At 60.9% G+C, this 13,195-nt stretch carries 14 protein-coding genes, 1 tRNA gene and 2 rRNA genes (1 of these 17 only partly in view); 11 read left to right on the forward strand and 6 right to left on the reverse strand.

Translation table 11 applies throughout. From position 1 onward, the window contains the following. The 3 genes from LB541_RS18580 to LB541_RS18590 form a co-directional block, all read left to right on the forward strand. Positions 1-2,450, forward strand: a 23S ribosomal RNA gene (locus tag LB541_RS18580); it begins 361 nt to the left of the window's first position. A gap of 272 nt (positions 2,451-2,722) precedes the next feature. Next, positions 2,723-2,837 (forward strand): 5S ribosomal RNA (rrf, locus tag LB541_RS18585). A 232-nt stretch (positions 2,838-3,069) separates the two neighbouring features. Further along, positions 3,070-3,146, forward strand: a tRNA-Met gene (locus LB541_RS18590). Between the two features lie 329 nt (positions 3,147-3,475). On the opposite strand, the gene LB541_RS18595 is transcribed toward LB541_RS18590, so the two are convergent. Next, positions 3,476-3,982 carry an Hsp20/alpha crystallin family protein gene (locus tag LB541_RS18595; protein ID WP_140685837.1) on the reverse strand — a complete coding sequence of 169 codons (507 nt, stop codon included), beginning with the start codon at positions 3,980-3,982 and terminating at the stop codon, positions 3,476-3,478. Between the two features lie 78 nt (positions 3,983-4,060). After that, positions 4,061-4,543 carry an Hsp20 family protein gene (locus tag LB541_RS18600; RefSeq protein WP_140500457.1) on the reverse strand — a complete coding sequence of 161 codons (483 nt, stop codon included), beginning with the start codon at positions 4,541-4,543 and terminating at the stop codon, positions 4,061-4,063. Positions 4,544-4,569: 26 nt separating this feature from the next. Between LB541_RS18600 and LB541_RS18605 the strand changes: the two genes are divergently transcribed. Then, a complete protein-coding gene (locus LB541_RS18605; RefSeq protein ID WP_181165362.1) occupies positions 4,570-4,719 on the forward strand; it encodes a hypothetical protein in 150 nt (49 codons plus the stop codon). Continuing rightward, on the forward strand, positions 4,706-5,128 hold the full coding sequence (locus LB541_RS18610; protein WP_224619266.1) for a DUF982 domain-containing protein: 423 nt from the start codon (positions 4,706-4,708) through the stop codon (positions 5,126-5,128). The genes LB541_RS18605 and LB541_RS18610 overlap by 14 nt, the downstream gene beginning before the upstream one ends. A gap of 137 nt (positions 5,129-5,265) precedes the next feature. Here the strand turns inward: LB541_RS18610 and LB541_RS18615 are convergent, their stop codons facing one another. Next, positions 5,266-5,544 carry an usg protein gene (locus LB541_RS18615; protein ID WP_140500453.1) on the reverse strand — a complete coding sequence of 93 codons (279 nt, stop codon included), beginning with the start codon at positions 5,542-5,544 and terminating at the stop codon, positions 5,266-5,268. Between the two features lie 24 nt (positions 5,545-5,568). Continuing rightward, entirely contained in the window at positions 5,569-5,910 is a 342-nt protein-coding gene (locus LB541_RS18620) for a hypothetical protein (RefSeq protein ID WP_224619267.1), read from the reverse strand. A 336-nt stretch (positions 5,911-6,246) separates the two neighbouring features. Between LB541_RS18620 and LB541_RS18625 the strand changes: the two genes are divergently transcribed. The 4 genes from LB541_RS18625 to LB541_RS18640 all read left to right on the forward strand — a co-directional run bounded on the left by LB541_RS18625 (position 6,247) and on the right by LB541_RS18640 (position 9,269). Beyond that, positions 6,247-6,561 carry a co-chaperone GroES gene (locus tag LB541_RS18625; RefSeq protein ID WP_140513826.1) on the forward strand — a complete coding sequence of 105 codons (315 nt, stop codon included), beginning with the start codon at positions 6,247-6,249 and terminating at the stop codon, positions 6,559-6,561. 57 nt (positions 6,562-6,618) lie between these two features. After that, positions 6,619-8,250 (forward strand): chaperonin GroEL, encoded by a 1,632-nt coding sequence (gene groL / locus LB541_RS18630; RefSeq protein WP_224619269.1) that lies wholly within the window; start codon positions 6,619-6,621, stop codon positions 8,248-8,250. Between the two features lie 72 nt (positions 8,251-8,322). Continuing rightward, positions 8,323-8,634 (forward strand): hypothetical protein, encoded by a 312-nt coding sequence (locus LB541_RS18635; protein ID WP_224518917.1) that lies wholly within the window; start codon positions 8,323-8,325, stop codon positions 8,632-8,634. Between the two features lie 338 nt (positions 8,635-8,972). Next, complete coding sequence (locus LB541_RS18640; protein ID WP_140558304.1) at positions 8,973-9,269, forward strand: DUF982 domain-containing protein; 297 nt, start codon at positions 8,973-8,975, stop codon at positions 9,267-9,269. An 87-nt stretch (positions 9,270-9,356) separates the two neighbouring features. Here the strand turns inward: LB541_RS18640 and LB541_RS18645 are convergent, their stop codons facing one another. Beyond that, a complete protein-coding gene (locus LB541_RS18645; protein ID WP_224619271.1) occupies positions 9,357-10,274 on the reverse strand; it encodes a LysR family transcriptional regulator in 918 nt (305 codons plus the stop codon). A 134-nt stretch (positions 10,275-10,408) separates the two neighbouring features. Here LB541_RS18645 and LB541_RS18650 point away from each other — a divergent pair, with 134 nt between their 5' ends. Then, on the forward strand, positions 10,409-11,047 hold the full coding sequence (locus LB541_RS18650; protein ID WP_140558307.1) for a DsbA family protein: 639 nt from the start codon (positions 10,409-10,411) through the stop codon (positions 11,045-11,047). Between the two features lie 36 nt (positions 11,048-11,083). Next, entirely contained in the window at positions 11,084-11,695 is a 612-nt protein-coding gene (locus LB541_RS18655) for an NAD(P)-dependent oxidoreductase (protein ID WP_224619273.1), read from the forward strand. Positions 11,696-11,735: 40 nt separating this feature from the next. On the opposite strand, the gene LB541_RS18660 is transcribed toward LB541_RS18655, so the two are convergent. Further along, a complete protein-coding gene (locus tag LB541_RS18660) occupies positions 11,736-13,190 on the reverse strand; it encodes an ROK family protein (RefSeq protein ID WP_224619275.1) in 1,455 nt (484 codons plus the stop codon). Positions 13,191-13,195 lie beyond the last annotated feature (5 nt).

Consider the following 13,195-nt stretch of genomic DNA (forward strand, 5'->3'; position numbering starts at 1 on the left):
TTCTGGAAAGTAGGGCCATAGTGGGTGACAGCCCCGTACGCGTAATGCGATCAATCGTCCTCGAGTAAGGCGGGACACGTGAAATCCTGTCTGAAATTGGGGGGACCACCCTCCAAGCCTAAGTACTCGTGCATGACCGATAGCGAACTAGTACCGTGAGGGAAAGGTGAAAAGCACCCCGACAAGGGGAGTGAAAGAGTACCTGAAACCGATTGCCTACAAACAGTGGGAGCCCGCAAGGGTGACCACGTACCTTTTGTATAATGGGTCAGCGACTTAGTGTGACGAGCAAGCTTAAACCGCTAGGTGTAGGCGCAGCGAAAGCGAGTCTGAACAGGGCGTTCAGTTCGTCGCATTAGACCCGAAACCGAGTGATCTAGCCATGAGCAGGTTGAAGGTAAGGTAACACTTACTGGAGGACCGAACCCATAACTGTTGCAATAGTTCGGGATGACTTGTGGCTAGGGGTGAAAGGCCAATCAAACTCGGAAATAGCTGGTTCTCCGCGAAATCTATTTAGGTAGAGCGTCGACCGAATACCCCAGGGGGTAGAGCACTGGATGGGCTAGGGGTCCTCACCGGATTACCAAACCTAACCAAACTCCGAATACCTGGGAGTACTAGTCGGCAGACACACGGCGGGTGCTAACGTCCGTCGTGAAAAGGGAAACAACCCTGACCTACAGCTAAGGTCCCCAAGTTATGGCTAAGTGGGAAAGGATGTGAGGATCCCAAAACAACCAGGATGTTGGCTTAGAAGCAGCCATCATTTAAAGAAAGCGTAACAGCTCACTGGTCTAAATAAGGGTCTTTGCGCCGAAAATGTACCGGGGCTAAAGCCATACACCGAAGCTTAGGGTTCGTGAGCAATCACGAGCGGTAGCGGAGCGTTCTGTAAGCTGATGAAGCCATACCCGTGAGGGGTGGTGGAGGTATCAGAAGTGCGAATGCTGACATGAGTAACGTAAGGGGAGTGAGAGACTCCCCCGCCGAAAGACCAAGGGTTCCTGCTTAAAGCTAATCTGAGCAGGGTTAGCCGGCCCCTAAGACGAGGCGGAAACGCGTAGTCGATGGGAACCACGTTAATATTCGTGGGCCTGGAGGTAGTGACGGATCACACAAGTTGTCCAATCTTATCGGATTGAACGGGCAGCGGAGTGGTTCCAGGAAATAGCTCCTCCTTATAGACCGTACCCGAAACCGACACTGGTGGTCTGGTAGAGTATACCAAGGCGCTTGAGAGAACTATGCTGAAGGAACTCGGCAAATTGCACGCGTAACTTCGGAAGAAGCGTGACCCTTTTCTGCGCAAGCAGAGGAGGGTGGCACAGACCAGGGGGTAGCGACTGTTTATCAAAAACACAGGGCTCTGCGAAGCCGCAAGGCGACGTATAGGGTCTGACGCCTGCCCGGTGCTGGAAGGTTAAGAGGAGGGGTGCAAGCTCTGAATCGAAGCCCCAGTAAACGGCGGCCGTAACTATAACGGTCCTAAGGTAGCGAAATTCCTTGTCGGGTAAGTTCCGACCTGCACGAATGGCGTAACGACTTCCCCGCTGTCTCCAGCATAGACTCAGTGAAATTGAATTCCCCGTGAAGATGCGGGGTTCCTGCGGTTAGACGGAAAGACCCCGTGCACCTTTACTATAGCTTTACATTGGCATTCGTAGTGGCATGTGTAGGATAGGTGGTAGGCTTTGAAACCTGGGCGCCAGCTCAGGTGGAGCCACCCTTGAAATACCACCCTTATCACTATGGATGTCTAACCGCGGCCCGTTATCCGGGTCCGGGACAATGTATGGTGGGTAGTTTGACTGGGGCGGTCGCCTCCTAAAGAGTAACGGAGGCGCGCGATGGTGGGCTCAGAACGGTCGGAAATCGTTCGCTGAGTGCAATGGCATAAGCCTGCCTGACTGCGAGACTGACAAGTCGAGCAGAGACGAAAGTCGGTCATAGTGATCCGGTGGTCCCGCGTGGAAGGGCCATCGCTCAACGGATAAAAGGTACGCCGGGGATAACAGGCTGATGACCCCCAAGAGTCCATATCGACGGGGTTGTTTGGCACCTCGATGTCGACTCATCGCATCCTGGGGCTGGAGCAGGTCCCAAGGGTATGGCTGTTCGCCATTTAAAGCGGTACGTGAGTTGGGTTCAGAACGTCGTGAGACAGTTCGGTCCCTATCTGCCGTGGGTGTAGGAATATTGAAAGGATCTGTCCCTAGTACGAGAGGACCGGGATGGACGGATCTCTGGTGGACCTGTTGTGGCGCCAGCCGCATAGCAGGGTAGCTATATCCGGACGGGATAACCGCTGAAGGCATCTAAGCGGGAAACCCACCTTAAAACGAGTATTCCCTGAGAACCGTGGAAGACGACCACGTTGATAGGCCGGGTGTGGAAGAGCGGCAACGCTTGAAGCTTACCGGTACTAATAGTTCGATCGGCTTGATCGTTCTCATTCCTTATGCCCATCGTGAAACACGATGGTCTGGCCAGCGCTCACGCATGAGCGGCCCTTACGGGCCTATGCTCCGCGAGGGCGCCGGACGACCGGCGACGCGCAGTCGCGCTTGCGGGCTTTGCCCGAAAGCAAACTGTGGATGTCGCTCAGGCACAAAAAGACAGGTGAAGAGCAACGAGCCAATAGTGAATAGGCATCCCCTATTCACTATTGCCTTCTGCCCAATCCCTAACCCAGCTTCTCGAATAACGTGCGTTTTGCCGACCTGGTGGTTATGGCGGAGCGGCTGCACCCGATCCCATTCCGAACTCGGCCGTGAAACGCTCCAGCGCTGATGGTACTTCGTCTCAAGACGCGGGAGAGTAGGTCGCTGCCAGGTCTGCCAAACGCACGTTAAACTCACATCCATCGGATGGATGTGAAATCTTCTCTTCACGAACAGGCCCGCCAACGGGACAACGGGCCGCGTAAGCGGCCCTTTCAATTTGGCGGCGCGAAGCAGGCAAACGCCCGCTTCCAAACATCGAAGCAGAAACACCTGCTTCCAGAAATCGAAGCAGAAAACACCTGCTTCCAGAGGTCGAAGCAAGCTCACGCTTGCTCATAGGTGGCGCGGGGTGGAGCAGCCCGGTAGCTCGTCAGGCTCATAACCTGAAGGTCACAGGTTCAAATCCTGTCCCCGCAACCAAATACAAAACAGCCCGGCTCACCCCGGGCTGTTCTTGTATCCGACTGATGGCCGCCCGCTCATTTGAGAACCCTCATCACGGGCCCGCAAATACCCAAAGCCGACGCAGAGGGTCAAAAACAAATCCCGCAAAACCAAACACAATCCGCCCGCCAAAGCCAAGCCAAGCCAAAGCGACCAGGGGGGCGGGCAAGCCGGGCCACCGCACAAAAGACAGACCTGTCGCCGAAAATAATCCAGCCGGCAAAGCAATGGCGTCCGCAGTGTAAGCCGTCAACATCTCGACCTGAACCGGCGGGTGGGTTTGTCCAACCGCCGGCATAGGTGGTTCAACTCTTGATTTCGATCCGCTTTGCCTGCGCTTGCGCTTTCGCAGTCTTCGGCAATGTAACCGTCAGGACGCCGTTCCTGAAGCGGGCTTCGACATTGTCTTGCTCTACCTCGACGCCGAGCGGAATGCGGCGCTCGAAACGGCCGTAATAGCGCTCGGAGAACTGGCGCTCCTTGTCCTCGGTCTCGGACCGCTTTTCGCCCTTCAGGATCAGCACGTCGTCATCGAGCAGGACCTCGATGTCCTTTTCCTCCATGCCGGGCACTTCGGCCGTGACACGGACCTCCTTTCCAGTGTCGGAGATCTCGACGCTTGGCCAGCGTGCGCCGTCGGCGGCAACGGAAGACAAGGACGGCAGCCCCGAACCGAAACCACGGAAAACATCGTCGAAAAGACGGTTGACCTCGCGGTGCAACGACATGAACGGATCACGTTCGCCATCGCGCAAAAGGCTGGGCACCTGTCCGCGTTCCCGGCCAAAAGGAATGAGATCACGTACGCTCATTGTCTTTCTCCTCTTTGCTTGCGTCTCCACCACCGGGCGACCGGCGTCCGGTTGGTGGAAGCCCTGACCCGAATTGCCTCACGCGGCCTGTTTTTCCACTTGCACGGGCTTTGCCGCGGATTTTTCCTTGGCTTTGGCCATGCTGGTGCCGATCTCGATCTTGCGCGGTTTCATCTCTTCGGGAATCTCACGCTGAAGATCGACGGTCAGGAGACCGTTGACGAGGCCGGCGCCGGTCACCTTCACATGGTCGGCAAGTTCGAAGCGTCGCTCAAACGGCCGTCCGGCGATGCCGCGATGCAGGTATTCGCCATTGTCCTCTCCGGCACGCTCGCCGGCGATGACGAGCATGTTGGGTTCATGCACGATGCTCAATTCGTCTTGACCGAAGCCGGCTACCGCCATGGTGATGCGGTAGGCGTCGTCACCGGTCCTGGAGATGTCGTAGGGCGGCCAGTTGTCGACGTTCGCCGTGCGGCTGGCATTCTCCAGCAGGTCGAAAATGCGGTCGAAGCCTATGCTCGACCGATAGAGCGGTGAAAAGTCGAAAGCGGTTCTCATAGCCATATCCTCCTTCGCTGAGCAACATGGGTACGAGGAGTGCCAAGGATGCGGCACTCCTTGACCTGCCGGCCCTTCCGGCGCCGGCGGAATCGATCTGGGAACTGACGGGCGTGGCGTCAAGAGGCCTGATCGAACGTCTCGTCGAGATTCCGGCGGCCCTTGACGCGGCCTGAACGGCTGACCATCTCGATCACGGATGGACGGTCGCCGGTGACGCCATCCGATTGCTTACTCGCAAAAAGACGTCAAAAAACGGAGGAAGTGATGAACGATATTCGGTTTCCCCAGCCGATTACCCTCGAATTGTCGGACGCCCCACGCAAGGTCGCCAGCAGCTTCGAGGCTCTGGAATGCCTGGATCAACAATGGCCGAAATGGGCGCGCGGACCAAGCTGGCGCGCCGCCGGCCGTGCATGCCGTGATGCGCTGGATGGCTGGCGCAGCGGGCGTGCCGCCTACAAGGCCTTCTTGAAGGCGGCCAAGCGAGCCGGCCTGACGAGGGGCCGCTCCGCTTCGCCCCAGCAATTCCGTTCCGCGGCGATGTCAAGGACGGCCCAGCCGATGGCTGTCAGAGCAGGATGACACGAATCCCATCACTCATCCTGCTCGGGAACTCTGATTTTAGGTATGCTCAATCGAGCCTTTGAGCGCGCCGCGTTGCAGGCGACGCGCTTCAGGTTTTTTGATCCGCTCAATGTGATCCGCTCAATGTGATCCGCTCAATGGATGGCAACGATGCCGTCAACGGCGCGCCATTCCGACGGTGTGATTAGACGATGATGTGCGACGCGCACGGAATGCAGCGTGCCGTCCAGTTCGCTTTCCCAATAGCCAAGGAAGCCCTTCAGCTCCGGGAAATCGGGAGCGAGGTCGTATTCCTGCCAGACATAGAGCTGCAGCAGGTTGGGGTAGTCAGGCATATGATAGTGAATCTCGGCCGTGGTCAGGCCGTAGCCGTCCATCTGCAGGCGGAATTCTCTGCTGACCGCAGTCACCATATGTTTCTCCTTTCGCTTACGACCTCATGCATTCATCCTGGCGAAGTCGTGCCGGAAGTCATCCGGCGTGGACCGCGGCGCCGGCACGTCGATGTCGAGCTTGCACAAGGCCTCCATGACGTGGTCGAAGGAAACCGGCCGCTCGACTCCCGGCGGCAGGCGCAGTTCCGGCATCGACTCCACCGCGCAGGCATCCGAGGCCCAAGACGACAGGATCGCCCGCTTTTCCCAGAGGTCGAGCGCGTCGTCTTCCAATACCTCGTCAGGATGTTTGAAGTGCCTCGCCGGCGAAAGCAGCCGGTCAAGCGAGGTGTCGGGCGTGTCAGTCAGGGAAGGCATGATCGGCGAAAATTTCTGTCGGTCCATCGCTGTCCTCCGTCTGCAAAAACTCCTCGATAGCGTCCAGTTTCCGGCTGTGCTTTGGCAGCGCCGGCCCGGATAATCTTGTTGGCTCTTCACCAAAATTCAAGCGGTGAAATCGTCGACCTGGCGAGAATCCCTGCATGATAACAACGCGTTGGCACTCTCATGCGACGAGTGCCAAAATTTTTGCGCGGACCTCTTGAAACCGGAAAATTCCAAAACTAGCTCGATATGCGCGCGCGATGCCTGAACAAGGGTCGCGGCACCTCTTGCCGGGCCGATATTGCCGGTCCGGCGCGGAGGAACCTCAAAAACTGTTTGTCCTTGAAGGAGAACGACATGACGTTCCGCCCATTGCACGACCGTATCCTGGTCCGCCGCATCGAAGCCGAGGAGAAAACGGCTGGCGGCATTATCATTCCCGACACAGCCAAGGAAAAGCCGCAGGAAGGCGAGGTGATCGCCGCCGGCCCCGGCGCCCGAAACGAAGCCGGGCAGCTACAGCCGCTCGACGTCAAGGTGGGTGACCGCATTCTGTTCGGCAAATGGTCCGGCACCGAGATCAAGCTCGGCGGCCAAGACCTGATCATCATGAAGGAAAGCGATGTGATGGGCGTGATCGAGCAGACCGCGACCGTGAAGAAGGCCGCCTGACGGCTTCTTGCCAAGTTATCAGTCAACGAAAGCTGCCTAAATTGAAGGAGTGATCCAATGGCTGCCAAGGAAGTGAAATTCCATACCGAAGCCCGCGAGAAGATGCTGCGCGGCGTCGACATTCTGGCCAATGCGGTGAAGGTGACGCTCGGTCCCAAAGGCCGCAACGTCGTTATCGATAAATCCTTCGGCGCGCCGCGCATCACCAAGGATGGTGTGACGGTGGCCAAGGAGATCGAACTGGAAGACAAGTTCGAAAACATGGGCGCGCAGATGGTGCGCGAAGTCGCTTCGAAGACCAACGACATCGCCGGCGACGGCACCACAACCGCGACCGTTCTGGCCCAAGCCATCGTCAAGGAAGGCGCCAAGGCCGTCGCCTCGGGCATGAATCCGATGGATTTGAAACGCGGCATCGACAAGGCCGTGGAAGCGGTCGTCGCCGAACTGAAGGCCAACGCCCGCAAGGTGACGAAAAACGATGAGATCGCCCAGGTCGGCACCATTTCGGCCAATGGCGATCCCGAGATCGGCCGGTTCCTCGCCGAGGCGATGGAGAAGGTCGGCAATGAAGGTGTCATCACGGTGGAGGAGGCCAAGACCGCCGAGACCGAACTGGAGGTGGTCGAAGGCATGCAGTTCGACCGCGGCTATCTCAGCCCGTACTTCATCACCAACCAGGACAAGATGCGCGTCGAGCTCGAAGAGCCCTATGTGCTGATCCACGAGAAGAAACTGTCCAACCTGCAAGCCATGCTCCCCGTCCTCGAGGCAGTCGTGCAGTCGGGCAAGCCGCTGCTGATCATCGCCGAGGATGTCGAGGGCGAGGCGCTCGCCACGCTGGTCGTGAACAAATTGCGCGGCGGCCTGAAGGTCGCGGCAGTCAAGGCGCCCGGCTTCGGCGATCGCCGCAAGGCGATGCTGGAGGATATTGCCATCCTCACCGGCGGCACGGCGATCAGCGAGGATCTCGGCATCAAGCTCGAGAACGTCACGCTGCAGATGCTGGGCCGCGCCAAGAAAGTGGTGATCGAAAAAGAAAACACCACCATCGTCGACGGCGTTGGCCGCAAGGAAGAGATCCAGGGCCGCATCGCCCAGATCAAAGCGCAGATCGAGGAGACTACCTCCGACTACGACCGCGAGAAACTGCAGGAGCGGCTGGCGAAGCTCGCCGGTGGCGTCGCCGTCATCCGTGTCGGCGGTTCGACGGAAGTCGAGGTGAAGGAGCGCAAGGACCGTGTCGACGACGCGCTGCATGCGACCCGTGCGGCGGTCGAGGAAGGCGTACTCCCGGGCGGCGGCGTCGCGTTGCTCCGGGCCGCCAAGGCGCTCGATGCCTTGCCGATCGACAATGCCGACCAGAAGACCGGTGTCGAGATCGTGCGGCGTGCGATCGAGACCCCGGTGCGCCAGATCGCGGAGAACGCCGGAGCCGAGGGCTCGATCATCGTCGGCAAGCTGCGTGAGAAGAGCGAGTTCGGCTGGGGCTGGAACGCCCAGACCAACGAGTTCGGCGATCTCTACGGCCAAGGCGTCATCGATCCGGCAAAGGTCGTGCGCACCGCGCTTCAGGATGCCGCTTCCGTCGCTGGCCTGCTGGTCACCACCGAGGCGATGGTGGCCGAGAAGCCAAAGAAGGAGGCCGCGACCCCTGCCATGCCCGCCGGCGCGGGCATGGACTTCTAGGACGCCGGGAGGCCGCCCGCTCCCACAAGTGGGCGGGGGCGCTTCCCGGGGAAAGTTTGGAGAGAGACCACTATGACCGGTATCGGTTCCGTTTCGGCGCCCACGCATCCGGCAAACGAATTTCTCGCCTACGAGGCAGAATGCAGGAGCGTGCTGGGGCCATTGTTGATGCGCGTTCTCGACATGGCCGAGTCCGCAGGCTGGAGCCGCCGTACGGCGGCGTCGACGCTGATGTTCCTGGCCGCGCAGCATGTGTCGGCAGCCTCGGAAGGCTCCGGCGGCTCAACCAGGGATGGAGGACGCGATCATCGGAGCCCCACAGCAAACGATGGACCGATGTCCGGTTGGGAAGAGGACCGACATGATCGTGGGCCAATTGCGTGAATGCCTGAAAACGTTGAGGTGGAAAGCGGCAGACCTCGTCGACGAGCTTGGTTGCCCGCAAAGCCAGGTCGCCGCCTGGCTCGATGGGCGGGCGCTTCCGCCGCTTTCCGTCCTTGCCTGGCTCGAGGCGCTCGCCAGGGCGCATAGAGCGCTACCGGCGCCTGGCCGAGGCTCGCCAGTGCTCAAGCCAAGCCCGGTCGAGCCAGCCGAGATCAGGCTCGCGGCTGCCGGAAATCCGACGACACCGGCGCACCCGCCCTATCCGCGCCGACCTGTCTTCTCGCACCAGGCTGCCCGACATGCTTCGGTTCGTTTGCCATCGAATGGAGGTTTAAATCATGGCACAGATGCGCTTTGAAGAACCCGTGACCATCTTGGTCGGAATGGGGCTTCCGGTGACGATCGAGACTGCGATGGAAGCATATGCCATGCTACAGGACTGGCCCGTTGCCAGCCGGAACGGCGCCCATGCCGTCGCCCTCAACGCTTGCAAAGCCGGCATTGCCGGCGAGATCGATGCGGAAACCGTGCGGGCGACCTTGATCGCCTTCGCGCGCCGCAATGACATTCTGGTGCCGAATATGATCTCGCCTGCCAGTATCGCATCCGGTAGCCGCGCCGTGCGAGCGGATTGAGTATCTATTTGCGACCTATCGGTGAGCGCCCCGGCGATCCAAAATGATCGGCCCGTCAGCCTCGAGCTGGCGGGCTGTCTCGTCGCCTCAGGCCGTTTCGACGAGACGCGAGCGTTTCTTCTCGGCGGCCGCCAGCAACTCGACGAAGGCGCGGACCTTGGCTGGCCGGAACCGGGCCGGAGGGAAAACGGCATGGATGCCGCCGGCAGGCAACATCCAGTCGGCAAATACCGGCACGAGACGTCCCTCGGCGATATCGTCGCCGACACTGTAGTCGGGAAATACGCCCAATCCGATACCGGCGAGCACGCAGGCAAGAGCCGCCGGGCTCTTGTCGCACATGATGACCGGGTTGAGTTCGGTCAACACCGTTTCTCCCTCTCTTGAAAACAGCCATTGGCCGATGCCGCGCAGCTGGGCGTTGCCGACCCAGGCAAGCGATCTTGCCTGGCGCGGGGCGACATCGGGCGGCAGGCTTGCGGCGAAGGTCGGGTTCGCCACCACGACCTGCTGTATCGTGCCCAGGCGCCGCGCCTGATTGGACGAATCCGCAAGCCAGCCGACGCGGATGCCGAGGTCGATCTGCTCGTCCACCAGATTGCTGACGGCGTCATCGAAAATCGCCTCGACGCGCATATGCGGATAAGTTCGGAGATAGGCGGCCATGACCGGCGCAACGATCTTCGTGCCATAGTCGAGCGGCGCGGTCAGCCTCAGCATTCCCTTGGGTTCGACTGCCCCGTGCGAGATCTCGCCATAGGCCGCTTCGGCTTCGCGCAGGATGATCATCGCGCGGTCGTAGAAGAGGCGACCCTCCTCGGTCGGCGTGACACGCCGCGTCGTGCGCCGCATGAGCGTCGCGCACAATTCCTGTTCAAGCCTGCCGATCTGGTGGCTGACCACGGCCTTGGCCACGCCAAGCCGGTCCGCCGCCGTGGTGAACGAGCCTGTCTCCATCACCGTGGTGAAATAGACAAGCCGATTGAGATTGAGGAGTTCGGTCACATGCTTTGTCTGATTAGATCAGACAGTTTGTATTATTGGACGCCATTTATTGCAAGACCATCACCTGCCACATGTAAGCCAAGACATTTGGCGGACGGGGCAGCTAATGCCACCGCAACGGAGACCGGGCGACCGTGGGCAATCCAGAAGTGACCTACCTTTTCGATCCGCTCTGCGGCTGGTGTTATGGCGCAAGCCCGATGCTCGAAAAACTGTCCGCCAGCGGCGTGCGCATCGAGCTCTTGCCGACCGGCCTGTTTTCGGGGGCAGGCGCCCGGCCGATGGATGGCGGTTTTGCCGCCCATGCCTGGGCGAACGACCAGCGCATCGAGCGCTTGACCGGACAGGTTTTCACGCAGGGCTATCGGGACAACGTGCTGAATGTTCGCGGCACGTTGCTGGATTCCCATGCCGCGACCCTCGCGATCACCGCGGCGGGCCTGGAAGATCCCGAGCGCCGGCTCGCCGCGCTGAAGGCGATCCAGAACGCGCGCTATGTCGATGGGCGCGATATCGTCACGGTCGGCGGTGTCGCCGAGGTGCTCGCCGCCGCCGGCATGGCCGATGCCGGCGAACTGGTGAAGGCGCCAACCGAAGGATTGCTGACAGCTCACCGCGAACTGGTCGGCCGAGGCCGCGCGCTGTTCCAGCGCTTGCATTCCAATGGCGTGCCTTCGCTCGCCATCATCAGCAACGATGCGCCGCGCCTCATCGGTTCGAACGCGCTGTTCGGCAGTTTCGACAATCTCTTCGCTCATATCGCGGCCGCGTGATCCCCAACCGACCTCCAACAAGGAATGGAAAAAGACATGGCAAAAGTCGCTCTCATCGGCGCATCGGGCGCAGTCGGTTCGCGCCTGCTCAAGGAACTCTCCGGCCGTGGCCACACAGTCACCGGCATCGCCCGCAATCCTGAAAAAATCGCGGCGCTGCCTGGCGTGACGGCCAGGAAGGGCGATGTCTTCGACATGGAAGGCCTGGCCAAGCTGATCCGCGGCCATGATGTGGTGATCAGTTCGGTGCATTTCCTCGACAGCGATGCCGACACGCTGATCGCCGCGGTGCGAGCCTCCGGCGTGAAGCGCTACCTGGTCGTCGGCGGTGCGGGCAGCCTTGAGGTCGCGCCCGGCAAGCGGCTGGTCGACACGCCCGAATTTCCCGACATCTACAAGGCCGAGGCGCAGAAGGGCGTCGACTTCCTCGACAAGCTGAAGACCATCGATGACCTCGATTGGACGTTCCTGTCGCCATCCGCCATGTTCATCCCGGGCGAGCGGACCGGCAAGTTCCGCCTCGGCAAGGACACGCTTCTGGCTTCGGACAAGGGCAGCAGCATTTCCTTCGAGGATTACGCCATCGCGATGGTCGACGAGATCGAGAAGCCCGCCCACATAAAGCAGCGCTTCACCGTCGGTTATTGACTAGGCAGGCCAGGCCAGCTGCTTCTTGTCCACCAACATTCTAAACGTCGCCCGTCATCGTCGCTCGCAGCCATGCCGTGATGGCATCGAGGTCGATCGGTTTCGTCGTGTCGACGTCGAAGAGCGGGCCGCGCCGCAGCGGTTCGGCGCGCCTGGCGAGTTCGATCAGTTCGGGGATATAGGCCGCGCCTGGATGGCCGGGGAGACGCTGGCCGAGCCGGGCGCCGTAACGCTCGGCAAGGACTTCGCCGGGCGCATGGCACCAGATTTCGACGGTCTGTTCGACCCCGGCATTCCTGAGATGATCCTCGAGCAGCTCGCGCGGCTGGAAACCGAACCAGGCGTCGACGATGAATGTGGAACCCGCTGGGGCTTCGCCGACGACTGACCAGATCGCCTGATAGCTGGCGCGGCCGAGCGTGCGGTTGAAGGCGCGGTCGCCGCCGCCGAGCACCTCGAGAAACGGATTCTTGATTGTGTCGAGCGCAAGCAACGGCCATCCCATGCGGTCGGCGATGCCGCGCGACACCGTGCTCTTGCCGCTGGCCGGGATGCCGTTGACCAGCACGGCGCGCCTTGCCGCGCCGGCTTGCACAAAATGCCGGCCAAAAATCGGCGCTGTCGCCATGTCTGTTCCGGCCAGCGCCTGCAATCCTGCCCCGATCACGCCGGCCTCGTCGCCGAGCTGCGCCGGCTCGACCGGGCACTGGTACCACGGCGCCAGGGCCGGCGCGCGGCCGAGCGCCTTGTGTGCCGCCCAGCCAAGACCGCCGCCGAGCAGGACGACACCGGGGTCGAACATGGCGACGCTGGTATCGATGGCGGCACGCAAAGGCATTGCCCAGGCTTCGAGTATAGCGCGCGCCTGGACGTCTCCGGCGGCGTCGCGGGCAAAGAGCTGGTCGACCGAAAGGTCGGGACGCAAGCCGGCCCGTGCGATGTGACGGCCAAGCGCGGTGCCCGAACTGGTGGTCTCGACACAACCGCGCCGGCCGCAGGCGCAGATCTCGCCATTGACGTCGACGGTGATGTGGCCGAGCTGCCCTGCCGTTGCCCGGCCACGCATGATCCGCCGATCTTGAGCGACGGCCCCGCCAATGCCCGTGCCGATGGTGAACATGGCGACGTCGTGATGGCCCCGGCCGGCGCCGAGCGCCATCTCGGCGACCAGTGCCATGTTGCAGTCATTGTCGATGACGACGGGCTTGCCGGCCATGTCTTCCAGGCGCTGCGCCAGCGAGACGGAGGCCAGATTGACATAGCCGCCGGACAGGACCGCGCGGCGATCCGCGTCGACGCGACCGGGAACACCGATGCCGATGGCCGAAACCTCAGATGTATCGAGCCGGCGCACCATCCCGGCGATCCGCGAGAGCACAGCCTGCGGGTCTGGCGCGCTCTTTTCGGACAGACGTTCGAGGATTTCGCCGGTGCCCGAAATGCGGGCGGCCCGCAGATTGGTGCCGCCTATATCTATCCCTATGCTGAGAGGCATGATGT

Source organism: Mesorhizobium sp. BR1-1-15 (assembly GCF_020165475.1).
Classification (GTDB): Bacteria; Pseudomonadota; Alphaproteobacteria; order Rhizobiales; family Rhizobiaceae; genus Mesorhizobium.